This window comes from Rhodococcus sp. PAE-6, assembly GCF_025290685.1.
Lineage (GTDB): Bacteria > Actinomycetota > Actinomycetes > Mycobacteriales > Mycobacteriaceae > Rhodococcus > Rhodococcus pyridinivorans.
In genome coordinates this window covers 189,567-212,343 of the sequence record NZ_JAOCLZ010000005.1, presented here as the reverse complement: position 1 = coordinate 212,343, position 22,777 = coordinate 189,567, and the positions used below count along the sequence as shown (strand labels likewise).

The window sequence follows — 22,777 nt, the reverse complement described above, 5'->3', positions numbered from 1 at the left end:
GGTATGAGGACCGAGCGCTCTCCGCAAGGTGGTGCGGTGGCGTCTACTGCCGGTCGTCGGATCCGGCGGTTGTGGATTCGTCGGAGCCGGAGGCGGTCGATCCGGAATCCGCAGATCCCGAAGCGGCAGATTCCGAAGCCTCGGAGCGACTCCACGTCTCCGTCACCCGCGCCCGGCCGCGTTCGAACACGTCTCCGAGGACTCCCCCGACCGCCTTGAGCGGACTGCTCATCGAGTCCAGGGCCTCGGCGATCACCGGGTCCTCGTCGTCGAGCCAACCCGCCTCGTCGGCACGGCACGCCCACCGGAAGTCGTCGAAGTCCTGACGCAGACCCGCGAGCACCTTCGTCGTCCGTCCCGACGACAAGCGGCGTACGACCTCGATCGGGGTGCCCTCCGCGAACCGGGCGAGCGCGGCACGGGCGCGGCGCAGCAGTTCGGCGTCCTGCGTGAAGTGGTCGGCCAGGACCTGACGGGCGGAGGTCAGCGCGTCGCGCAGTTCGTCGTCGGGCGTGCGTGCCAGGTGCACGCGATGCCACAGGAACAGGCAGTCCTCGACGATCACGAGCAACTGCAGCGTCTCCCCCAGAGCCTCCTCCACCGCGACCTTCTGCAGCAGTTCGACGTGCTCACCCACCGCCGCGTCGAGTCCGAGATCGTCGAGCGACGAAGAGACGTGCCCGCGCAGACGCGTCACCGTCCGGGCGAGGACCTCACCGAGGTCGGCGATCGACTGCCAGTCCCGGTCGGGAAGACCGCCGGTGTGGTCGACCATTGATGCCGCCCTGGTCAGAACATTGTGGGTCGCGACGATGTCGCCGGCCGGCTCCGCCCCGGCCAGGTCGAGCACGCGGTCGACGGTTCCGGGCGCCGCATCGTCGCCTTCGAGACGCACGACGGCGGCCTCCACCGACGCGACTGCTCCCCGCAACGCCTCGAGGACCGCGTCGGGGGCGGTGGGGACTGCGGCGGTGGGTTTCGACGTGTCGGCCATACCCCAATCGTGCTACGTCGAAGGGCCGGATGCATCACGTCTTCCGGCTCAGTTCGGGACGCGCACCCACTTCCCGCTCAGTTCGGGACACGGACCCACGCTTGTTCGAGCAGGGCCACCACTTCGGTCTCCCTGCGGGCCCGGTAGGCCGACAGGATCCGGCGCGGGCGCGACTCCCCGTCGAGGCCGAGAGCGGACGCCAACGCCGACGCGATCCGCTCCTCGGGGACGGTCTCCGGTTCGGTGTGGCCGATGAGCGAGAGCGCCTTGCGCAGCGGTTCGGCGTTGTCGGCGACGGTGCGCAGCGGCAGGACGTCGAACCGGCCGTCGGTGCGGACCTCGAGCAGCAGCTCGTTGTCCTCCTCCACCCCGACGTCCTCGAGAAACCGGCGGATCGAGGACAGACGCGGCACCGGTCCCGTCCAGCGCAGGGTCTGGCCGCCCAGGCGGGACGGGAGCACCACATGCCCACCCGGTGCGCACCCGGCGATCGCGGCGACGGCGGACGGAACCGTGAACTCGGCTCCCCGCAGGTGGTCGCGGGTCGCGGGGATGCGCAGGCGCCAGGCCTCGCCCAGCCGGTAGAGGCGGCGTGTGCGCTCGGGCAGGGCGATCGGGACGTGCGAGCGGTGACGACGCCGGACACGGCCGTCGACGACCTCGAAATCCCCTCCGGCCGTGAACGTCCGGGCGGAATCCTCCGAGATGCCGAATCGGTCGACGAGCGCGGCGACCACCATGTCGCGATCGGCGCTTCCGCCGCGGGCATCGACCAGCCGTGCGATGCGGTTGCGGATGGCGGTGACCACGTCGACGTCCCACTCGGCCAGCGCCCAACGTTCACCGTCGGATGTGAAGCGCTCGTCGTCGGCGAGTTCGGAGACGAGCGTGTGGACGTCGGCATTGACCCCCATGCGCGCGACAAGCGTGTCGGCGGTCAGGGGATCGCCGAGCACCTCGAGGACCTGAGCGGCACGTCCGGCGAGCCCGTCCGGCGGGGACAGTAAACGGCCTTCGAAGGTCGTCGTGCCGCAGTACCGGGTCCACGCCTCGAACTCGTCGTCGGGAAGCGACCACACGGCCTTCACGGCGGCGGGCTCGACCACACCGTTCGGTGATTCGAACTCCGAGAGCAGTCCGCGGGTCTGCTTCTCGGCGTCGGGCAGATCCGGTACCGCGATCCACCCGTCCGCGACCTCGAAACGGTCGTCGAGACGGTGCAACACCCGCCACAGGGGCACGTCGAAACCCTGGACGGTCCGGCCCAGCACCGGGTGGGTGCGCACCATCCGGTCGAAGGCCGCCACCGGCCGCACGTCGACGCGCAACGCCGCGAGCAGGTCGCCGACCGCCGTGCCGAATGGGAAGGTGGACGGTCCGGCCGGGTCGTCGACGCCGTCGTGGACGCGGCGCCGCAAGGCCGTGCGTTCCGCGTCGGGCAAGCCCTCGAGGTAGTCGGTGAGTTCGGCGATCGGATCGGCCGGCGCCGCCACCGGCAGGTCGCGGGCGGTGAGTGCCCGCAACCGGGCCGCGGCGTCCTGGATCTCCTCCGGCGCCCCGTCGTCGATCACGGCCAGCAGGAGAGGAGCATCGTCGCGGCCGCACACGCGACTCCACCGCGCCAGCGCCGCCAGGTCGTCGAGGAGCAGCGCCGCGGCGGGCACCCGCGCGGCACGCGGATCGGCTTCGAGGGTGGCCGGTTCGCGGAGCACCGTCGCGACGAGCGCGGCGCAGACGATCTCCTCCACCGCGTCGCGGTCGGCGCCGCGGATCCCGAGCAGATCGGCCGGACTGCGACTGAACAATTCGGCGGTGGTGGGTGCGTGCGGGAGGCGCGCGACGAGGGTCGCGGCGGCCGGACCGAGATCGAGTGCGGCCACAGGCACTTCGTCCTCACGCAGCAGACCGTCCGCGAAGCGCAGCTCCGGGTGGTCGGTGACGTAGATGTGGGCGAGTTCGGCGCACAGTTCGGGGATCTCGGTGTGCTCACAGGTCTCGGCGGGCGACTCGTTCTCCCACCAGCGGGACGACGACACGAGTGCCCCGAGGGCGGCGGTGCGGGCCGATCCGTAGCGGTCGATCCACGGCATCAGATCCACCCAGCGACGACTGTCGAGTTCGTCCGACGACAAGGCACGAGACCACAGCGACACTGACCGATGCTCCTCTTCCACGCCCGGCGGAGGCCGCGGGCCCCCTCTCCGGCGTCGACGCCGCGCTCGTGCAGCGCGTCCACGCGAGGCGCCCTCGACCCGGACGCCGGTTCTCACCCTACAGTCCGAACGCCCCGTTTCCCGTCAGGTGATCGCGAGGTCGACCGCTCAGGTGAGCGCAATGTCGGAGTCGTCACGCGCCTCCGGGCGCAGCCGCAGCAGGACGAGTCCCGTCACCGACGCGACGATGAGCGAGGCCACCAGCCCGTTCACGTGCAGCGCCCACACGGCGATCACCGCCCCGGCCAGTCCCCCCAGCAGAGCGATCCAGAGCAGTACTTTTCCCAGGACCGAAGCCATTTCCCCGCACCTTCCGGCAATTCACGATCAGAACGGTGAGGATAGTGTCATCTGTCACAGTCCTCGCGAAAGTCCATCGGTGTGTCGACGGATCGTGCCTGCACGGTGACCGGGGCATACTGGTGCGGTTCGAGACGGTGGGGTCGGCAGGAACACGACGGGGAGGCGGAAACAGTGGCGGAACCGACGAGTGACCGAGCATGCACGGACGTGATCCTGCGCGACGTGACGCTGCGCGACGGACTGCAGCTGACCGGCAAACTGCTCCCCACCGAACGCAAGGTGGAGATCGTCCGGGCGCTGCTCGCCGCGGGCGTGCCCGAACTCGAGATCGGGTCCCTGGCCCGCGCCGACCTCGTGCCGCCGATGGCGAACACCCTCGACCTCGTCGCAGCGCTGACCGAGGAGGAACTCGACCGCTGCTGGATCTGGGTCGCCACGCCGCGCCACGTCGAGAAGGCGATCGCGGCCGGTGCCCGACGGTTCCAGTACTGCTTCTCGGTCTCCGACGCCCATAACCGCGCCAACATCGGCCGCGACACCGCGGACAGCATCGCCGCGATGCCGGCGGCGATCGAACGCGCCCACGCCGTCGGCGGCGGTATCCAGTTGTGCCTGGCCACGGCGTTCACGTGCCCGTTCGACGGGCCGGTCGATCCCGACCGGGTCGTGGAGATCGCATGCGATCCGCGCACCGACGGGGCCGCCGACATCGTCGTCGCCGACACCCTGGGCCAGGCCGTGCCCGGCCAAGTGTCGTCGCTGGTCGCGCGCCTGGCCGCCGAATCCCCCGACCGACGGATCGTCTACCACGGTCACGACACGTGGGGTCTCGGTGTCGCCAACAGCCTCGCCGCGATCGACGCCGGGGCGACCGTCGTCGACGGCGCACTCGCCGGCCTGGGCGGGTGCCCGTTCGCACCGGGTGCGAGCGGCAACACCGCGAGCGAGGACCTGCTGTTCGCGACCCGCCCGTCGTGGCTGGACCCGGAGGTCTTCGGCTCCCTGGTCCGGCTCGGCGAGGACATCGTCGCCGAACTGGACGAACCGAACCGGTCGCGTGCCCGGCAGGGCGCCCGCTCCGAGGCCGAGGCCTTCGACTGGGTCCTCCGGTGACCCGCATCCTGATCGCCCCCGACAGCTTCAAGGGCACCTACACCGCCGTCGAGGTCGCCGACGCGATCGCCTCCGGTGTGGAGAGCGCCGGGCACACCGCGATCCGGATGCCCGTCGCGGACGGCGGCGAGGGCACTCTCGACGCGCTCGCCGGGCCGCTCGGTCTCGCCCGGATCGAGGTCGAGGCCGTGAACCCGTGGCGCGCACCGTGCCGCGGACTGCTGGGGATGTCGCCGGACGGCACGGCCGTCGTCGAACTCGCGACGGCGAGCGGCATCACCACTCCGCACGACGGTCCGCGCGACGCCGTCACCGCCGACACCTACGGCACCGGGATGGTCATGGCCGAAGCCGTCCGGCGCGGAGCACGACACATCGTCGTCGCGGCCGGTGGGTCGGCGACGACCGACGGGGGCGCAGGTGCGATCGCCGCGATCGACGAGCGGGGTGGGCTCGACGACGCCCGCGTCACCGTGCTGTCCGACGTGACGACCCGCTACACCGATGCGGCACGGATCTTCGGGCCGCAGAAGGGCGCCGATACGGCAGCCGTCGCGCTGCTCACGCGCCGCCTCGAAGAGAGGGCGCTGACCCTCCCCCGCGACCCGCGGGAGGTCGACGGCTCTGGAGCGGCCGGGGGTTTCTCCGGTGGGATGTGGTCGCGGTTCGGTGCAGAACTGCGGTCGGGAGCCGACTTCGTGCTCGACGCAGTGGAATTCGACGACGCCGTGCGCACCGCCGATCTCGTGGTGGTCGGCGAGGGACGGCTCGACGGCCAGTCGCGGGCGGGCAAGATCGTCTCGGCGATCCTCGCGCGCTGCAGCGACGTTCCGGTGGTCGCGGTGGTCGGTTCGGTCGGCGACGACCTCGGCGACTACCGCGAGCGGTTCGCCGATGTCGTCGTCGCATCCGATGCGGAATCGCTGACGCGCGCCGGTCGGACACTGCGCACCTGAGAGATGTACCTTTCGGCACTGCGCACCTGAGAGATGTACCTTTCGGCACTGCGCACCTGAGGAATGCGGCCGATCACCGGCCGATCACGGAGCGGTGGGAGGTGCGCTGCCGCAGGGAATCTCGGTGGGCGTCTCGGGCGTCGGCACCGGGTCGACCGGATCGGACGCGTGGGCCGGCCACGATGCCGGTCGCGCCTCGGAGCACGGGTCGGCGACGGGTGCGCGATCGGGCGACGGCACCGGCGACGGCGGCGGCGCCACGGCCGTCTGCAGTCCGGGCGCGGAGCGTTCCGCCTGCACGCCGCTGCTCACCGCGACGGCCAGTCCCCCACCCAGCAGGGCGACGAGCGCGACGAGCATGGCCGGCAGGACGGTGCCGCGACGACGGTTCGTGGGCGCGGCGACGACCGTCGGGGAGCGGCGGGCGGCTGCGACGAGCGCGGCACCGGTCGCGCGATGCCAGGGCACCCCGTGCGGAGTCACGAAGGGAACACCGAGGACGGTGGCGAGTTCTCGTGCCGGACGGGCGTCGCCGGGACGCAGATCGAGGAAGACCACCGCGTCGGGCGAGGTGCCGGCGCGGGCGACCGCTTCGTCCATCGCCTCGGGCAGGGACTGCGTGTAGGGACCGAACTCGTCGCCGTCGGGACTCACCGTGGACAGCACCGAGCGCGAGGGGACGTCGACCATCGATGCGGATTCGACGCCGTAGGTACGGGTGTGCAGGGCCAGGACCGGCAGTTCCGCGAGTTCGGGTGCTCCGGCGAGGAAGGCCAGTCGCGCGTCGTCGAGCAGGACCGTGTCGACGTCGATACCGAGCACGGCTCGCACCGCCTCGGTGACCGGTTCGGCGTCCTCGTCGTTCTCGGGACCGGTCACCACCGCGGCCGCGGACAGGGTCAGCGACGCCGCGGCGGCACGTTCCGCCATGGCGGAGGCGGCAGCGGCAGCGGCCTCCGCCGGTGTGTCCCCGGGTGCGCCGAAGCCTCGCTGGGAGTCGAACGGACCGAGACTCGGAACGTCGGCATCGACGAGGACCGCGCACACTTCACCGTCGTCGACGGAGATGCCGAGCATCGGGCGCATCTGTTCGTCCCTCCACGGCTGCCAGCACGAATCACGACGGCCCGAGCGGCCGTCGCTCGGACGAGCCTAGCCGACTACCGGGCCTACTCCGGGTAACAACCGACGGTGAGTCCGACGGTCGCGGCGACGTAACTGCCGAAGGTGATGTACGAGCCGTCGGCCGCGAACATCCGGACGGCGAGACCGGTATCCGGAGGCAGCACATGGCGACCGTGGAAGCCCGCCCGCGCGGCGGTGTCCTCGAAGACCCTGGCCGCACGGTCTAGTTCGTCGACCGGCACCGGCCTGCCCGAGCCGTGGATCGGGAGGTGCACCGTCAGGCCCGAGGTGCCGTCGGGCAGCGTGCATCCCGCGGTGGTGCTCGCGTACTTCGGTTCGAAGCGCACGCTGGGGAACTCGGCGGACAGCGCGGTGAGGACGTCGCGCTGCACGGCGGTGTAGAACTCGACCGCGCCCGCGCTGGTCGTGGCGACCGGTTCGGGCATCGCGACCGGGGTCACCGTGGTGGTGCACGCCGCGAGCAGTGCTGCCGGAACGACGACGCACGCCCCGAGCCGAAAACTCCACACAGAGGTCACGGCGTACTCCGTTCTGCGGTGCCCGCGACGACACCGGCGATGTGGTGGGAACTCGACGTTCCGGGGGTGAGATACGAGCTGTGGCCGGTGATGCCCGCGAGCGGGACTCCGGCGGTGGTGGTGCCCGGACCGGCGGGAAGATGCGTCAGGCCGTCGAGGAAGCTCGGGTCGCCGCCGAAGGTTCCGACGTCGGCGACGATGTCGCGCTCGGCTTCGACGAGATAGGCGGAGCCGGGCGGGATCCGCAGGTCGGTCACGTCGCCGGTCCCGATCCCCGGAGCCCCGACGAACACCGCGGCATCGACCGCACCGGTCTCCCTCAGCGCCAGACCAGAGACGACGGCCCCGTAGGAATGCCCGACCGTGGTGATACGCGGGTCGTCGGGACGCGAGGCCGCGATGCCGTCGAGGAAGTCGACCAGGCGAGGCGCGGCGATCCGGGCGGCGAGGTCGGAGACCGGACTGCGCTCGGTGAACGCGAGACCCCATCCCCATTGGGGCGCCTGGTAATTCAGCCAGGTGACCGCCGCGACGGAGGGATCGCCGCCGGTGAGGTGGAGCCGAGCGGCGTCGCGCAGCGCCGCGACCTGCGTGTCGTAGCCCTGCAGATTGCCCTGCACGGTCGAGCCGGCGCCGGGGACGAAGACGGCCAGGTGCTCGGCGGTGTCGACGTCCCCGACGGCCACCGCCGCCATCGCTTCGCGTCCGGACAGGTCGAGGGCGAGCAATTGCCGGTCGCCGTGGGCGAGGGTCGCGTCGATCGCGGCGAGGGCCTCGATCTTCCGCACCGTCTGTTCGAGCCCGGCATCGGCGTCGGTGAACAGTCCGGTGACGCCGAGACTGCCGATCACGGTGCCACCGAGGAACATCGCGTCGAGTTCGGCCCGCAGTTGTGTCGCGACGGATTCGAGGCGGCGACGTTCGTCGTCGAGCAGGGCACGATTGGCGAGATCGCGAACCGCAGCGGGTAGTCCGTCGAGGGCGCCGATCCGTTCGGGATGTTCGGCGACCAGCGCGGTGCGTGCCGTGTCGTCGAGACCGTTCCACCACTGCGCGACCTGCACGGGATCGGTGGCCGGATCCGGCAGGACCGGCAGCGTCGTCGATCCGGACCGCGCGATCGCGGTATGTAGGCGACCCTGTTCGCCGAGAACCGTTCCCGGCGGCTCGGATTCGACACTCAGGCGAGCGGCGGCCTCGCGGTCGAGCCCATCGGCACGGACGAGCAGCGATCGCAGCGACGCCGCGAGCAATTCGTCGGCGTCGAGCGGGAAACCCCGCGCAGCGGCCCTGGTCTGCAGCTCGCCCAGTTCGGAGTGCAGTGCCCGCAGTCGCGGCACGACGAACCGCGCACATGCGGACACGCGCCGATACGACTCGGCCTGTGCCGCGAGATCCCGCCCGTACGAGGCGAATGCGGACGCCGCTCCGTCATGCGCCGCACCGCTCCAGGCGTCGCCGAAGGACGCCGACCGCGCGACGTCGCCGGCCACGGCGTCGACGGCATCGGCACATGCCGCGAGCTCGGTCGCCGTGCGCTCGAGCGCATCCGGATCCCACCCCGCCAGATCGTCCACCTGCACACCACCACCCCCTGCCGCGGAAGCATAAGGGGCACCGACGACGGCCGGCCCGCGGAATGCTCCGCGGGCCGGCCGCTGTGGACAACTCCACTGCCTGTGGACAACTCGTGTCCACCTGCACTTTCTGCCTACATGTCGCTGATCGCTTCGAGCGGCGGCGTCTTCGCCGCACGCTGGCCGGGCCACAGCGCCGCGAGGACACCGATGATGCCGGACGCGACGAGCATGCCGACGACCTGCGACCACGGCACCGAGATGATGTCGAGTCCCTGATCGGCGAGGGTGCGTACGAACGCCCAGCCGAACGTGAGACCGAGCACGACACCCACGACCGCGCCGAAGACCGCGATGAGCAGCGACTCCAGGTAGATCGTGCGACGCACCTGGGCGCGTTGCATACCGACGGCGCGGAGCATGCCGATTTCCCGCCGCCGTTCCACCACCGACAGCGCGAGGGTGTTGACGATGCCGAGGATGGCGATGACTACGGCGAGGGCGAGCAGGCCGTAGAGGATCGCGAGGAGCATGTCGATCTGCTGCGCCTGCTGACCCTTGAACTGCTCACGGTCGAGGACCTGCACGATCACGTAGTCCTTGACGGCCTCCTCGATCGACGCGCGCACGGTCTCCGGATCGGCCCCGTCGACGGTGTTCATGAGGACGACGAGCGCCGACCGGTTGTTCGGCGGCGTGAACTGCTCGAACAGCTCCTGCGAGACGACCCACGGACCGATCAGCTGGTTGTCGGCGAAGATGCCGGCGACCGTGGTGTCGACGGTGTCGCCGTCGCGACTGGTGAGCGGAACGGTGGAGCCCACTTCCCAGCCGTGGTCGTCCGCCGAGGCCTGCGAGACGAGAATCTCGTTCCCGGTCACCTCGAAGGCTCCCGCGACCATGTCCAGGTCGAGAACGTCCTGGAGGGGCCCGCCCGCTCCGGTGCCGAACTCGAAGTCCTCGTCGATCTTGGCCTGCACGCCGTAGGAGGGCACGACCTCCTCGATGCCGTCCACTCCGCGGACCGCCTCGGCGGCGGGGGCCGGGACACCGAACATCTGCGGCCCGGTGAGCATGAAGTCCGCCTCGACCCCGTTGTCGACGAGCGCGTCGACACTGGCCTTCGCCGACGACCCGAACACCCCGATGACGGAGACGAGCATCAGCCCCAGGGTGAGGGCGAACGCGGTCGCGGCGGTGCGACGCGGATTGCGGGTCGCATTGGTGCGCGCGAGCCGGCCGATCGCCCCGAACGGCCGAGCGAAGACCGCACCGAGCGCGTTCACGACGGGCCGGGACAACGCCGGCGCCGCGAACAGCACTGACAGGATCAGCAGGAAGGCGCCGATACCGACGGTCGCGGCCGCGCCGCCACCGACCTGCTGTGCGCCCACCACGACGAGTGCCGCACCGACGATCGCGCAGAGCACACCGATGATCGTGCGGATGCGCAGCGACTCGACGGTCGCTGTGGATTCCTCGCGCATCGCGGCGACGGGCGGAACGTGGGTCGCGCGCCGCGCCGGGGCGTAGGCGCTGACCATCGTCACGACCACGCCGACGAGCAGCGCGACGATCACGGTGCGCGGGGACAACTGCAGCGGGCCCGACGGCAGTCCGAGATCCGCGGCGTTCAGTGCCGCGCGCAGACCGTAGGCGAGCGCGACGCCCGCGGCGATACCGATGATGCTGCCGATCAGACCGACGACGAAGGCCTCGAGGGTGACCGACCGGCCGACCTGCTTGCGGCTCGCGCCGATCGCGCGGAGCAGGGCGAGTTCGCGTAGTCGCTGGGCGACGATCATCGAGAAGGTGTTGTAGATGATGAACGTGCCGACGAGCAGTGCGATCGCGCCGAACGCGAGCAGGAAGTAGTTGAGGAAGTTCAGGGCCTCGGCGACCTGCGACTTGGTCTCCTCGGTGACCTCGGCTCCGGTCTGCACCTTCAGCTCGGGCAGCGCTGCCGCAATCTCGTCGCGCAGCTGCTCGGGCGAGAGCGAACCGTCGCCTGCGACGTCGAGGAAGCCGATGTGCCGGCCGTCGGTGAACAGCTGGGATGCCTGTTCCTCGGTGAACAACGCACCGATGTAGCCGCCGGTGTCGGTCTCGAGTTCGTAGATGCCGCTGACGGTCACCGGCACCATGCCCTGCGAGATGGTGAGCACGGTCGTGCTGTCGCCGATCGAGAGATCACCGCGTTCGGCCGCGCTCTCGTTGAGCGCGATCTGCCCGCTCTCCGCGGGTGGTCCACCGGCCACGAAGGTCTCCGGTTCGCCGACGAGACGGTCGGGCGGGATGTAGGCGTAACCCTCGGCGGGTGCGCCGCCGGTCTGGATCGCGGCGCCCTCGGAGTCGAGGACGATGATGCCGCCACCGATCGACGGGGACGTGCGCTCGACGCCGGGGAGGGCGACGACCTGGTCGACGGCCTCGATCGGGACACCGCTGGTGCCGTACTGCTCGGTGCTGACGCGGACGTCGACGCCCTGGGCGACGTCGCCGAAGATGCCGTCGAAGGTGCGCTGCAGTGTGTCGGTGAAGACGAACGAACCGGTGATGAAGGCCGTGCCGAGCACCACGGAGAGCACGGTCAGGGCGAGCCGCACCTTGTGTGCGGCGAGGTTGCGCAGGGCAACCCTGCGGATGGGATTCCCACTCATCGCGGTGTCTCCTATTCCGCCACGGGAGCCGCGGAGGCGGGATCGAACTGTTTCATCCGGTCGAGCACTCGTTCGGCCGTCGGTTCGCGCATCTCGTCGACGATGCGTCCGTCGGCGAGGAACACCACGCGGTCGGCGTAGCCGGCGGCGCGCGGGTCGTGGGTGACGATCACGACGGTCTGGTCGAACTCGTCGACGGCCGCCCGCAGGATGGACAGCACCTCACCGGACGAGCGGGAGTCGAGGTTGCCGGTCGGCTCGTCGCCGAAGATGATCTCCGGCCGGCCCGCGAGGGCACGCGCGCACGCGACACGCTGCTGCTGGCCACCGGACAATTCGCCGGGGCGGTGTCCGAGACGGTCGGTGAGACCGAGACGGGTGACGACGGTGTCGAGCCATTCCTGATCGATCTTGCGGCCCGCGATGTCCACCGGCAGGGTGATGTTCTCGAGCGCGGTGAGGGTGGGGACGAGGTTGAACGCCTGGAAGACGAAGCCGATGCGGTCGCGCCGCAGCTGGGTCATCCCCTTGTCGGACAGGGTCGTCAGATCGGTGTCGCCGATGAAGACCGCTCCGGAGGTCGCGCTGTCGAGACCTGCGAGGCAGTGCATGAGGGTCGACTTGCCCGATCCGGAGGGACCCATGATCGCGGTGAACTCACCGGCGGCGAAATCCGCGGTCACACCGTCGAGGGCGTGTACCGCGGTTTCTCCGGTTCCGTAGATCTTCTTCAGGTCCTGGGCGCGGGCTGCTGGGGCCGAGTGCAGTGGCATGCACCCATCTTCCCGGTGCCGGGACCACCGCACCATCGGGGATGACCCCGATCTTCGATTCGGGGATACGGGTGTATGCCGGGGCGGTGGCTCAGGCCCAGCGTGCCTGACCCCCGTCCAGCGGGATCGTCGCGCCGGTGAGATAGCGTGCGTCGTCGCTCACAATCCACGCCACGGCGCGCCCGATGTCCTCTTCGGGGTCGCCGATGCGGCGGAGCGGGATGGTTTGCACGAACTCGGCGGCCTCCTCCGGGTTCTTCTCCGTCCACCATTTCAGGCCCGGCGAAAGGGCGTGCGGGGCGATGGCATTGACTCGGATGCCGTCGACTCCCCATTCGGATGCCGCGGTGCGGGTCAGCGACCGCAGTGCCTCCTTGGTCGAGGCGTAGCCGCCGTAACCACTCGCGTCCCAGCGCACCGCGGCGGAGGTGACCATGTTGACGATCGACCCGCCACCGCGTTCCTTCATGATCGGGTGGACGAGTTGCATGGCGTGCAGCGCCGCGAGCGGACCCGAGCGGTACGCCTTCTCCAGCACGGCCGGCTTCAGGTCGAGCAGCGGCCCGAGCGGATTGAAGCTCGCATTGTTGACGAGGATGTCGACACCTCCGAAGGCTCTGACCGTGCGGTCCACCGCGGCGGCGATCGCATCCGGATCGGCGATGTCGCACACGACCGGCTCGGCGGTGCCACCGAAGGCGCGGATCTGCTCGGCGGTGTCGATCAGCTTCGACTCGGTCCGGCCGGCGACCGCGATGGCAACACCTTGGCGGGCCAGCGCGAACGCAACCCCCTGACCGACCCCCTGACCTGCGCCGGTGATCAGCGCGACCCTGCCGTCGAGTTTGCCGCCTTCGAGTGTGCCCATGCGAGGAGTCGAGCAGATTCCGGGCACGTCCGGGTATTGCGGTCCCGGTCGGCGGGACACTGCCCTAACCTGTGGCACATGCGGATAGGTGCGCACGTCCGGCAGGACGACGATCCCATCGGTCAGGGCGAACATCTCGGTGCCGATCTGGTGCAGGTGTTCCTGTCGGACCCGCAGAAATGGACGAAGCCCGGTGAGCATCCGCGCACCGAGGAGATCCTCGAATCGGACGTCGACGTGGTGGTGCACTCGCCGTACGTCATCAACGTAGCGAGCCTGAACAACAGGGTGCGGATGCCGTCGCGCAAGGCCGTCGCCGACCACGCCGAGGCGGCCGCGCGTATCGGTGCGCTCGGGCTGGTGGTCCACGGCGGGCACGTGCGCGCGGGTGAGGACGTCGCCGCCGGGGTGGAGAACTGGCGCAAGCTGTTCGAACGGCAGGAGGACAAGGGCGGGTTCGGGGTGCCGATCCTCGTCGAGAACACGGCGGGCGGCGACTTCGCGATGGCCCGCTACATCGACGCGATCGGACGTCTGTGGGACGCCATCGGCGACTACGGTCCCGGCTTCTGCCTCGACACCTGCCACGCCTGGGCGGGCGGTGAGGATCTCGTCGGTGTCGTCGAACGGGTGCGTGCGGTCACCGGCCGGATCGATCTGGTGCACCTGAACAATTCGCGTGACGAGTTCGATTCGGCCCGCGACCGGCACGCCAATCTCGCCGACGGGCAGATCGATCCGCAGTTGCTCGCGGAGATCGCGGTGCAGGCCGACGCACCGATCGTGCTCGAGACCCCGGCGGAGGGACTCGCCGAGGACATCGCCTTCCTGCGGGAGCACTCGACCTGACGACACACTCCGTTCTACGTTTGCATCGTGCGCGGACCGATGCACCGTGTCGACGGCGCGCCTCTGTCTCCGACCGAAGCGCACGCCCCCGAAGCTGCGGTCACATGCCGGGCAGGTCGCCGGTCAGATAGCGCTGCACAGTGGGGGCGACGATCTCGACGAGCTGCTCCGACGGCATCGACGCGAGCGGTTCGAGTCCGATGATGTAGCGCACCAGCATGATCCCGGTCATCTGGGTGGCCACCAGTTCGGCCCGCAGCCGGCCGGTGCCGACGGGTCGGTCGATACGCTCGAACAGCGGTGCGAGCGCGACTTCCAGCAGGAACGAGCGGATCAGACCACTGTCGCCCCCGGCGATCTGCGCACGGAACATCGCCACGGCCGCGTCGCGGTGCGGGGAGTCCCACACACCGAGAAGGGCGGTCGTGAGGGCACGGCCGAGATCCTCGGGTTCGGCCGCGTAGACGGGGGCGAGGACGTCGCGCGGATCGACCGGCAGCGCGATGGACGCGGTGAACAGCTGCAGCTTGGTGCCGAAGTAGTGGTGCACGAGCGCCGGGTCCACCCCTGCACGGGCCGCTACCGCACGCACCGTCGTCTTGTCGAAACCGTTGGCGGCAAACAGTTCCCGGGCGCTCGCGAGGATGTCACCGCGCGCGCCCGAGTTCCCGGGACGGCGGCCGGGGCGCCGCGTCCCGGCCTCGCTCGTCACGGGGTGCGACGGCGCAGCGTCGCCGCACCGAGTGTGAGGGCCGCGGCGGCGAACGCCGCGACGACGATCAGATCCCGCACCATGACGGTGGTGACCCCCGGATTCACGGTGATCTCCTGCAGCGCCTCCACCGCGTAGCTCAACGGCAGTGCGTTGCTGATCCAGCGCAGCCAGTCGGGCAGATCGTCCCGGGCGACGAGCAACCCGCACAGCAGGAACTGCGGAATGACGATCACCGGCATGAACTGCACGGCCTGGAACTCGGTGCGGGCGAAGGCGCTGCACAGCAGCCCCAGGGAGACCCCGAGGACGGCGACGAGAACCGCGACGACCAGCACCCACAGCACGGATCCGGCGCTGGTGACGTCGAGCAGCCAGAAGGCCACCACGCATGCGAGACCGGCTTGGACGGCCGCCGCGAGAGAGAAGGCGCTGCCGTAGCCGGCGAGCAGGTCGAGTTTCGTCAGCGGTGTGGTGAGAAGCCGTTCGAGGGTGCCCGAACTGCGTTCGCGTTGCATCGCGATGGAGGTGACCAGGAACATCACGACGAACGGGAGGATCCCGAGCATCGTGACGGCGATCCGGTCGAACAGCGAGACTCCGCCCGGGCCGGTGGGCGCGTTCTGGTACATGAAGTACAGCAGCGTCATCAACAGGCTCGGGACGAGCACGATCATCGCGACGGTGCGATGGTCGGCTCGCAACTGACGCAGGATGCGGGTGGTCGTGGTGGCATAGATGACGGCGCTCACGGTCGTGCTCCCGTCCGGTTCCGGATGAGTCGGAGAAAGGCGTTCTCGAGGCCCGTTTCCCCTGTCTGTTCGCGCAGCTCGGCCGGGGTCAGCTGGGCCACCAGCCGGCCTTCGCGCAGGAGGACGAGCTCGTCGCAGTGGCCGGCCTCGTCCATGACGTGGCTCGACACGAGCAGGGTGGTGCCGCGGTCGGCGAGTGCGCGGAAGTGTTCCCACAGTTCGGCGCGCAGCAGTGGATCGAGTCCGACGGTGGGTTCGTCGAGCACGAGCAGTTCGGGATCGCCCACCAGCGCACACGCGAGCGACACCCGGCCCTTTTGACCGCCGGAGAGGGCCGCCGTCCGGTTGCCGGCGTGGTCGGTGAGCCCGACCGCCGCGAGGGTGTCGGCGACCGCGGCGCCCTTCCGCCCGTAGAGGGAGGCGAAATAGGAGACGTTCTCGGTGACGGTCAGGTCGGGGTAGACGCTCGGCGACTGGGTGACGTAACCGATGCGGCGGCGCAGTTCGGCGCTGCCCGCGCGCAGGCCCAGCACCGTGACCGTGCCGGATTCGACGATCTGGGTGCCGACGATCGTGCGCATCAGGGTGGTCTTCCCGCAGCCCGAGGGGCCGAGCAGTCCGGTGATCGCCCCGCGCGGGACGCGCACGCTCACGTCCTCGAGAGCTCGATGGGTGCCACGCCGAACGTGCAGATCGCGGATGTCGACAGCGTCGGAGATGTGGTCGATGGCCATGATCCACTCAATTCATCGAGTGTTGAAATCATCCTCGGATGAATTGTGCGCCTCACGTCTCGATCCGGTCAACCCCCGCGAGCGTCGCCAGTGGCCGACGGGAGCTCCGACGTACCATGAGTCCCATGAAGCACACGCGTCTCGCCCTGGCCGTCACCGCAACAGCACTGGTCCTGGCGGGATGCTCCGCCGGTGCCGACGAGCCCGCACCCTCCCCCGCCGTCTCGGTCGACACGCCGACGTCCTCGGCTCCCGAGACCACCACCTCCGACGAGGTCCCGCGCGACGCGCGCGAGAAGGTCTCCCCGGCCGGAGAGGGCGCAAAACTCACGGTCGTCGACATCCGCACCGGACGTCACGAGGGCTTCGACCGCGTGGTCTACGAACTCGGCGGCGAGGGCACACCGGGGTGGCGGGTCGGCTACGTCGACGAGGCACTCCAGCAGGGCAGCGGCAACGAGGTCCCCGTCGCCGGCGACGCCGTGCTGCAGGTGCTCATCGACGGCTCGGCCTATCCGTTCGACAGCGGTGTCGAGCAGTACGACGGCCCGGATCCCGTGCTCGCCGATGCCGGCGGATCCGTGGTGGAGGTCAGCGGGTCCGGTGTCTTCGAAGGTGTCACCCAGTCGTTCATCGGCGTCGCCGCGCACGGCACGCCGTTCTCGGTGTACTCCCTCACCGGACCGACCCGCGTGGTGATCGACGTGGCCCGCTGACGTCTCGTCCTGTCGTGGTGCGAGCCTAGGCTTGACCTCGAGCGCACTCGAGGTCCTAGCCTCGGCTGCGACCCGAGGAGGCCGACACCATGAGCATGGAAGTCACCGCGTGGAACGCGATGTACAACGCGATGCACGCCGAGAGCGACCGCAGGCCGTTCTCCCGAGCGAGCCTGCGGCGGATCGCCGAGTTCGCCCGGCCGCACCGCCGTAACATCACCTTCTATCTCGTCCTGAGCGTGACCATCGCGGCGCTCGGCGTCGCGACACCGGTACTCGCGGGGCGGGTGATCGACGCGATCGTCGACGGCGCTGCGGTCTCGGTCGTGGTGCTGCTCGCGGTGATCATCGCCGCGATCGCACTGATCGAGGCCGGCCTCGGGATCGCGAACCGCTGGTTGTCGGCGAGCATCGGCGAGGATCTCATCCTCGATCTGCGCACCACGGTCTTCGACCACGTGCAGCGCATGCCGGTCGCCTTCTTCACGAGAACCCGCACGGGCGCGCTCGTCTCGCGCCTGAACAACGACGTCATCGGTGCGCAGCGTGCCTTCAGCGACACCCTGTCCGGCGTGGTCGGCAACATCGTCACCCTCGCGATCACCCTGGTGGTGATGATCGGGATATCCTGGCAGATCACCCTTCTCGCACTGCTGCTGCTCCCGATCTTCGTGATTCCCGCCCGGCACATGGGCGCCCGGCTCGCGCAGCTCAGCCGGGAGGCCGCCAACCACAACTCGGTGATGAACACGCAGATGACCGAACGGTTCTCGGCTCCAGGCGCCACCCTGGTCAAGCTGTTCGGCCGTCCGGCACAGGAGTCGAGGGAGTTCGCCGTCCGGGCGAAACGGGTCCGCGACATCGGGGTGCGCACCGCGATGCTGCAGAGCGTGTTCGTCACCGCTCTGACACTCGTGTCCGCGCTCGCGCTCGCACTCGTCTACGGCCTCGGCGGTTTCTATGCCCTGCGCGATCAGCTCGATCCCGGTTCGGTGGTCGCGATGGCGATGCTCCTCACGCGCCTGTACTCGCCGCTGACCGCGCTGGCCAGCGCCCGCATGGACGTCATGAGTGCGATGGTGAGCTTCGAGCGGGTCTTCGAGATCCTCGATCTGAAGCCGCTGATCGAGCAGTCGCCCGACGCCCGGCCGGTGCCCGGCGGTCCGGTCGCAGTGGAACTCCGGAATGTCACCTTCGCGTATCCGTCCGCCGACAAGGTCTCGCTCGCATCGCTCGAGGAGGTGGCGGTCCTCGATTCGCGGGGCGGCGAAGAGGTGCTGCGCGACGTGTCGTTCCGCGTGGAACCGGGCCGGATGGTCGCACTGGTCGGATCGTCCGGCGCGGGCAAATCGACCATCGCACAACTGATCCCGCGATTGTACGATGTCGATTCCGGCGCCGTGCTGCTCGGCGGAGCGGACGTCCGCGAACTGACCGCCGACTCGATCCGCGCGACAGTCGGGCTGGTCACCCAGGACGGTCACCTGTTCCACGACACGGTCCGCAACAACCTGCTGCTCGCCCGCCCCGAAGCCGGCGAGGACGAACTGTGGGACGCCCTACGTCGCGCACGCCTCGAGCCCCTGATCGCGTCGTTACCGAACGGACTCGACACGGTCGTCGGCGAACGCGGCTACCGGCTCTCGGGTGGTGAGCGTCAGCGGCTGACGATCGCGCGACTGCTGCTCGCCCATCCGCGGGTGGTGATCCTGGACGAGGCCACCGCCCATCTCGATTCGACCTCGGAGGCCGCTGTGCAGGAGGCGTTGACCGAGGCACTCGAGGGTCGCACCTCGGTGGTCATCGCACACCGTCTGTCGACCATCCGCGCCGCCGACGAGATCCTGGTCGTCGAGGCCGGACGCATCATCGAACGCGGCAACCACGACGATCTCCTGGCGGCGGGCGGCCGCTACGCGGAGCTGTACCGCACGCAGTTCGCCGATTCGGGACCGAAGGTGTCGGCGGGAGCCCCCATACTCGACGCATGAGCGCCCGAGAACACGACCTGTTGCTGAAGTTGCTCTCCAACCAGTTCGACGCCCTGCGCAACGCGCTGTCGGGCCTGACCGAGGATCAGGCCCGCAGCGCGCCGAGCGCGTCATCGATGAGCTTGGCGTCGCTGGTCAACCATCTCGTCGACGGTCTCGTCGCCACGGACGGCCGAATCCGCGGCGACAATCCTCGCGACGCCGACCGTGTCGCGGCATGGCAGGCGGGGTGGCGGGTCGAGGAGAGCGAGACGGTCGCCGACCAGCTCGCCCGCCTCGACGCCGAGGCCGAGCGGTTCGCCGCGACGGTTCACGGCGAAGCCGACCTCGGCCGGGTCGTCGAGATCTCCCCCGGCGTCGCGCAGTGGCTCGATCAGGGCGAACCGTTCACAGTCCGCTTCCTGATCCTGCATCAGATCGAGGAGTGGGCCCGCCACGCCGGGCACGCCGACATCATCCGCGAGTCGATCGACGGAGCCACCGCCGACGTCCTGGCGCAACGGACGAGCTGACGGCGGTCAGTCGCGGTAACCGCCGCGACCCCCACGGTCGTTGCGGTCGCTGCGGTGTGTGAAGTCGCCGGAGCGGCCACCACGGCTGTCGCCGTACTCGCGCTTGCCGCCACGATCGCGCTTGCCGTGATCGCGACGGTCTCCCCCGCGTCGATCGTCGCCGCGACGGTCGTCGCGTCCGCGATACGAGCTGGGACGTCCGGACGGTGCGCCGGAGTCGGGCTGCAGCTGGATGAGCACGCCCGAGATGCGGGTGGAGCGCAGCGCGTCGAGGGTCTGCGGCGACAGATCCTTCGGCAGCTCGACGAGGCTGTGATCGGCACGGATGCTGATGTGCCCGAAATCGCCGCGGCGCAGTCCGCCCTCGTTGGCGATGGCACCGACGATCGCACCGGGCTGCACGCGGTGACGCTTGCCTACGGCGATGCGGTAGGTGGTCATCTCCTGGCCGTCGCGACCGACCTTCGGCCCGTCGTCGAAGCGACGCGGCGGACGCTCGCGCGGTTCGCGCTCGCGGCGCGGCGGTGCGACCGGCTCGGGTTCGGCCTCCATGAGGAACGACTCGCCGTCGCGAGACAGCACCGCCAGCGCGGCCGCGATGTCGGCGAGCGGCACGTCGTGCTCACGCTCGTAGTCCTCGATGAAGGTGCGGAACAGCTGCAGGTGATCGGAGGCGAGCGCCTCGGTGATCGAGTCGTTGAACTTCGATACGCGCTGGGCGTTGACGTCCTCGACGGTGGGCAGCTGCATCTCGGCGAGCGGCTGGCGGGTGGCCCGCTCGATCGCCTTGAGCAGGTGACGCTCGCGCGGAGCGACGAACAGCAGCGCGTCGCCGGTGCGGCCGGCGCGGCCTGTGCGGCCGATGCGGTGCACGTACGACTCGGTGTCGTGAGGGATGTCGTAGTTGACGACGTGGCTGATGCGCTCGACGTCGAGACCACGCGCGGCGACGTCGGTGGCGACGAGGATGTCGAGCGTGCCGTTCTTGAGCTGGTTGATCGTGCGCTCGCGCTGGGCCTGCACGATGTCGCCGTTGATGGCGGCGGCGGAGAAACCGCGGGCGCGCAGGCGCTCGGCCAGGTCCTCGGTGGCCTGCTTCGTGCGCACGAAGATGATCATGGCCTCGAAGGTCTCGACCTCGAGGATTCGGGTCAGCGCGTCGAGCTTGCGCTGATGGGAGACGAGAACCCAGCGCTGGGAGATGTTCGCCGACGTCGTCGTCTTCGACTTGACGGTGATCTCCTGCGGATCCTTCAGGTACTGCTTCGACAGCCGGCGGATCGCGCCCGGCATGGTCGCGGAGAACAGCGCGACCTGCTTGGTGTCGGGGGTGTCGGCGAGGATGCGCTCGACGTCCTCCTGGAAGCCCATGGTGAGCATCTCGTCGGCCTCGTCGAGGACGAGGAACTCGAGTTCGGAGATGTCGAGGGTGCCCTTGGCGAGGTGATCGATCACACGTCCGGGGGTGCCGACGATGACCTGGGCGCCGCGGCGGAGACCGGACAGCTGTACACCGTATGCCTGACCGCCGTAGATGGGCAGGACGGACAGGCCCGGGATATGGACGGAATACTTACCGAAAGCCTCCGCGACCTGCAGCGCGAGCTCGCGGGTGGGCGCCAGCACCAGCGCCTGGGGCCGCTTCACGGAGGTGTCGATACGCGAGAGGATCGGCACCGCGAAGGCGGCGGTCTTGCCGGTGCCGGTCTGAGCGAGACCGACGACGTCCCGTCCCTCCAGCAGCGGTGGGATGGTCGCCGCCTGGATCGGCGACGGGGACTCGTAACCCACATCCGAAAGAGCTTGCAGCACACGTGCATCGATGTCGAGATCGGCAAACGTGAGAGCTGCGGTCTCCTGGTCGGGGGCGTCTTGAATATCACTCATTTGACCAGCAGTTTATCGGATGAACTCACCTCTTCGCGCCCGGACCCGGCCGCGACCTGGGCTCGAGCGCGCGAACAATGACCCACCCCACCCCGTCGCCGGCACCCGGGGCGCGTCACACTGGGCAGGTTCACCGTCCTCGACCGAAGGATTCCACAGTGACGGCTTCCCCCTCCGCGCACGCGTCCGCGACACCCCCGTCCGTCGCCGATTCGGGTATTCCGACGCACTGGTACAACATCGTCGGCGACCTCGCGGTGGCCCCGCCGCCGCACCTGCACCCCGGCACCCGCGAACCGATCACCGCCGACGATCTCGCACCTCTGTTCGCCTCGGGACTGATCGAGCAGGAACTGTCGACCGAGACCGACATCGAGATCCCGGAGGCCGTGCGCGAGGTCTACGCCGGTTACCGCTCCACGCCCCTTTTCCGCGCCCGCTCGTTCGAGAAGGCACTCGGCACCCCGGCCCGCATCTACGTCAAGTACGAGGGCGTGAGCCCGGTGGGCAGCCACAAGGTGAACTCGGCGGTCGCACAGGCCTACTACAACTCGCTCGACGGCGTCACCCGGCTCACGACGGAGACCGGTGCCGGACAGTGGGGTTCGGCCCTGTCGTTCGCGTGCGCGAAGTTCGGTATCGATCTCGAGGTGTGGCAGGTCCGCGCCTCCTACGACTCGAAGCCCTACCGCCGCTTCCTCATCGAGACCTACGGCGGCACAGTACATCCCAGCCCGTCCGACCTGACGGAGGCCGGTCGCGCCGTCCTTGCCGAGCACCCGGACACACCCGGCTCGCTCGGCATCGCGGTCTCGGAGGCCGTGGAGGTCGCAGTGAAGGACGCCGCCGCCCGCTACACCCTCGGCAGCGTGCTCAACCACGTGGTGCTGCACCAGACCGTCATCGGCCTCGAGGCCGTGGAGCAACTGCGGGCCGCGGGTGAGGACCAGGCCGACGTCGTCTTCGGTTGCGCGGGCGGCGGTTCGAACCTCGCCGGCCTGTCGTTCCCGTTCCTGCGCGAGGTCATCCACGAGCGGGCGACCACGCGTGTCGTCGCCGTCGAGCCCGCGGCGTGCCCGTCGATCACCCGCGGCGAGTACCGCTACGACCACGGTGACATCGCGGGTCTGACCCCGCTGCTGAAGATGCACACCCTCGGCCAGGACTTCATCCCGGATCCGATCCACGCCGGCGGGCTGCGATATCACGGCATGGCGCCGTTGCTCAGCCACACCGTCGAGCTCGGCTACGTGCAGGGACAGTCCGTGGCACAGATCGATGCCTTCTCCGCGGCGGTGCTCTTCGCCCGGAACGAGGGCATCGTGCCGGCGCCGGAGTCGTCGCACGCGATCGCCGCGGCCGCGGAGTACGCGCGGGGCCTCACCGAACCCGAGGTCATCGTGATCGGCCTGTCCGGCCACGGCCAGCTCGATCTGCCCGCCTACCACTCGTACCTGTCGGGCGAGCTCGACCGAGATCCCCTCGGTCCGTCCGGGCGGTGAA

General features: G+C 69.8%; 20 protein-coding genes. 7 read left to right on the top strand and 13 right to left on the bottom strand.

Going from position 1 to position 22,777, the window contains the following annotated elements:
* Positions 1-43: 43 nt before the first annotated feature.
* The 3 genes from NVV99_RS13280 to NVV99_RS13270 all read right to left on the bottom strand — a co-directional run bounded on the left by NVV99_RS13280 (position 44) and on the right by NVV99_RS13270 (position 3,507).
* Positions 44-994, bottom strand: coding sequence for a hypothetical protein (locus tag NVV99_RS13280; protein WP_254583999.1), 951 nt, complete (start codon positions 992-994; stop codon positions 44-46).
* A gap of 77 nt (positions 995-1,071) precedes the next feature.
* The gene (locus tag NVV99_RS13275; RefSeq protein ID WP_006553938.1) at positions 1,072-3,147 is read right to left on the bottom strand and encodes a hypothetical protein; all 2,076 of its coding nucleotides are present in this window, start codon (positions 3,145-3,147) and stop codon (positions 1,072-1,074) included.
* 168 nt (positions 3,148-3,315) lie between these two features.
* The gene (locus NVV99_RS13270; RefSeq protein WP_006553937.1) at positions 3,316-3,507 is read right to left on the bottom strand and encodes a hypothetical protein; all 192 of its coding nucleotides are present in this window, start codon (positions 3,505-3,507) and stop codon (positions 3,316-3,318) included.
* Positions 3,508-3,717: 210 nt separating this feature from the next.
* Between NVV99_RS13270 and NVV99_RS13265 the strand changes: the two genes are divergently transcribed.
* Both NVV99_RS13265 and NVV99_RS13260 read left to right on the top strand, forming a co-directional pair.
* Positions 3,718-4,623, top strand: coding sequence for a hydroxymethylglutaryl-CoA lyase (locus NVV99_RS13265; RefSeq protein ID WP_033097331.1), 906 nt, complete (start codon positions 3,718-3,720; stop codon positions 4,621-4,623).
* Positions 4,620-5,579 (top strand): glycerate kinase, encoded by a 960-nt coding sequence (locus NVV99_RS13260; protein ID WP_033097330.1) that lies wholly within the window; start codon positions 4,620-4,622, stop codon positions 5,577-5,579. The genes NVV99_RS13265 and NVV99_RS13260 overlap by 4 nt, the downstream gene beginning before the upstream one ends.
* An 84-nt stretch (positions 5,580-5,663) precedes the next feature.
* Here the strand turns inward: NVV99_RS13260 and NVV99_RS13255 are convergent, their stop codons facing one another.
* From NVV99_RS13255 to NVV99_RS13230, 6 genes are all read right to left on the bottom strand, one after another.
* Positions 5,664-6,665 carry a hypothetical protein gene (locus NVV99_RS13255; RefSeq protein ID WP_024103488.1) on the bottom strand — a complete coding sequence of 334 codons (1,002 nt, stop codon included), beginning with the start codon at positions 6,663-6,665 and terminating at the stop codon, positions 5,664-5,666.
* A gap of 83 nt (positions 6,666-6,748) precedes the next feature.
* Positions 6,749-7,243, bottom strand: coding sequence for an LppA family lipoprotein (locus NVV99_RS13250; protein ID WP_019288108.1), 495 nt, complete (start codon positions 7,241-7,243; stop codon positions 6,749-6,751).
* A complete protein-coding gene (locus NVV99_RS13245; protein WP_242411699.1) occupies positions 7,240-8,820 on the bottom strand; it encodes an alpha/beta hydrolase in 1,581 nt (526 codons plus the stop codon). Before NVV99_RS13245 ends, NVV99_RS13250 begins: the two co-directional genes overlap by 4 nt.
* A gap of 134 nt (positions 8,821-8,954) precedes the next feature.
* Entirely contained in the window at positions 8,955-11,480 is a 2,526-nt protein-coding gene (locus NVV99_RS13240; protein WP_024103486.1) for an ABC transporter permease, read from the bottom strand.
* Between the two features lie 11 nt (positions 11,481-11,491).
* Positions 11,492-12,253: an ABC transporter ATP-binding protein gene (locus NVV99_RS13235; RefSeq protein WP_006553930.1), complete on the bottom strand. Its 762-nt coding sequence runs from the start codon at positions 12,251-12,253 to the stop codon at positions 11,492-11,494.
* Between the two features lie 91 nt (positions 12,254-12,344).
* Entirely contained in the window at positions 12,345-13,121 is a 777-nt protein-coding gene (locus tag NVV99_RS13230) for an SDR family NAD(P)-dependent oxidoreductase (RefSeq protein WP_006553929.1), read from the bottom strand.
* A 78-nt stretch (positions 13,122-13,199) separates the two neighbouring features.
* Between NVV99_RS13230 and NVV99_RS13225 the strand changes: the two genes are divergently transcribed.
* Positions 13,200-13,970 carry a deoxyribonuclease IV gene (locus tag NVV99_RS13225; protein WP_024103485.1) on the top strand — a complete coding sequence of 257 codons (771 nt, stop codon included), beginning with the start codon at positions 13,200-13,202 and terminating at the stop codon, positions 13,968-13,970.
* A 100-nt stretch (positions 13,971-14,070) separates the two neighbouring features.
* Here NVV99_RS13225 and NVV99_RS13220 read toward each other — a convergent pair whose 3' ends face one another.
* Genes NVV99_RS13220 through NVV99_RS13210 form a run of 3 tightly spaced genes read right to left on the bottom strand, consistent with a single transcriptional unit; the run spans position 14,071 to position 16,168 of the window.
* Positions 14,071-14,682 (bottom strand): TetR family transcriptional regulator, encoded by a 612-nt coding sequence (locus tag NVV99_RS13220; RefSeq protein ID WP_024103484.1) that lies wholly within the window; start codon positions 14,680-14,682, stop codon positions 14,071-14,073.
* Entirely contained in the window at positions 14,679-15,434 is a 756-nt protein-coding gene (locus NVV99_RS13215; RefSeq protein ID WP_024103483.1) for an ABC transporter permease, read from the bottom strand. Before NVV99_RS13215 ends, NVV99_RS13220 begins: the two co-directional genes overlap by 4 nt.
* Entirely contained in the window at positions 15,431-16,168 is a 738-nt protein-coding gene (locus NVV99_RS13210; protein WP_024103482.1) for an ABC transporter ATP-binding protein, read from the bottom strand. Before NVV99_RS13210 ends, NVV99_RS13215 begins: the two co-directional genes overlap by 4 nt.
* 125 nt (positions 16,169-16,293) lie before the next feature.
* Here NVV99_RS13210 and NVV99_RS13205 point away from each other — a divergent pair, with 125 nt between their 5' ends.
* The 3 genes from NVV99_RS13205 to NVV99_RS13195 all read left to right on the top strand — a co-directional run bounded on the left by NVV99_RS13205 (position 16,294) and on the right by NVV99_RS13195 (position 19,387).
* Positions 16,294-16,884, top strand: a complete 591-nt coding sequence (locus tag NVV99_RS13205) for a hypothetical protein (protein WP_024103481.1) — start codon at positions 16,294-16,296, stop codon at positions 16,882-16,884.
* An 89-nt stretch (positions 16,885-16,973) separates the two neighbouring features.
* Positions 16,974-18,875, top strand: a complete 1,902-nt coding sequence (locus NVV99_RS13200) for an ABC transporter ATP-binding protein (RefSeq protein WP_024103480.1) — start codon at positions 16,974-16,976, stop codon at positions 18,873-18,875.
* A complete protein-coding gene (locus NVV99_RS13195; RefSeq protein ID WP_260782890.1) occupies positions 18,872-19,387 on the top strand; it encodes a DinB family protein in 516 nt (171 codons plus the stop codon). The genes NVV99_RS13200 and NVV99_RS13195 overlap by 4 nt, the downstream gene beginning before the upstream one ends.
* Positions 19,388-19,393: 6 nt before the next feature.
* Here the strand turns inward: NVV99_RS13195 and NVV99_RS13190 are convergent, their stop codons facing one another.
* The gene (locus tag NVV99_RS13190) at positions 19,394-21,274 is read right to left on the bottom strand and encodes a DEAD/DEAH box helicase (protein ID WP_006553923.1); all 1,881 of its coding nucleotides are present in this window, start codon (positions 21,272-21,274) and stop codon (positions 19,394-19,396) included.
* A 158-nt stretch (positions 21,275-21,432) separates the two neighbouring features.
* Here NVV99_RS13190 and NVV99_RS13185 point away from each other — a divergent pair, with 158 nt between their 5' ends.
* On the top strand, positions 21,433-22,776 hold the full coding sequence (locus NVV99_RS13185) for a TrpB-like pyridoxal phosphate-dependent enzyme (protein WP_024103478.1): 1,344 nt from the start codon (positions 21,433-21,435) through the stop codon (positions 22,774-22,776).
* Position 22,777 lies beyond the last annotated feature (1 nt).

Coding starts and splice junctions, on each gene's coding strand:
- NVV99_RS13280 (WP_254583999.1), bottom strand. CDS start 994: ATGGCCGACACGTCGAAACCCACCGCCGCAGTCCCCACCGCCCCCGAC.
- NVV99_RS13270 (WP_006553937.1), bottom strand. CDS start 3,507: ATGGCTTCGGTCCTGGGAAAAGTACTGCTCTGGATCGCTCTGCTGGGG.
- NVV99_RS13255 (WP_024103488.1), bottom strand. CDS start 6,665: ATGCGCCCGATGCTCGGCATCTCCGTCGACGACGGTGAAGTGTGCGCG.
- NVV99_RS13240 (WP_024103486.1), bottom strand. CDS start 11,480: ATGAGTGGGAATCCCATCCGCAGGGTTGCCCTGCGCAACCTCGCCGCA.
- NVV99_RS13235 (WP_006553930.1), bottom strand. CDS start 12,253: ATGCCACTGCACTCGGCCCCAGCAGCCCGCGCCCAGGACCTGAAGAAG.
- NVV99_RS13230 (WP_006553929.1), bottom strand. CDS start 13,121: ATGGGCACACTCGAAGGCGGCAAACTCGACGGCAGGGTCGCGCTGATC.
- NVV99_RS13225 (WP_024103485.1), top strand. CDS start 13,200: ATGCGGATAGGTGCGCACGTCCGGCAGGACGACGATCCCATCGGTCAG.
- NVV99_RS13210 (WP_024103482.1), bottom strand. CDS start 16,168: ATGGCCATCGACCACATCTCCGACGCTGTCGACATCCGCGATCTGCAC.
- NVV99_RS13205 (WP_024103481.1), top strand. CDS start 16,294: ATGAAGCACACGCGTCTCGCCCTGGCCGTCACCGCAACAGCACTGGTC.
- NVV99_RS13200 (WP_024103480.1), top strand. CDS start 16,974: ATGAGCATGGAAGTCACCGCGTGGAACGCGATGTACAACGCGATGCAC.
- NVV99_RS13195 (WP_260782890.1), top strand. CDS start 18,872: ATGAGCGCCCGAGAACACGACCTGTTGCTGAAGTTGCTCTCCAACCAG.
- NVV99_RS13190 (WP_006553923.1), bottom strand. CDS start 21,274: ATGAGTGATATTCAAGACGCCCCCGACCAGGAGACCGCAGCTCTCACG.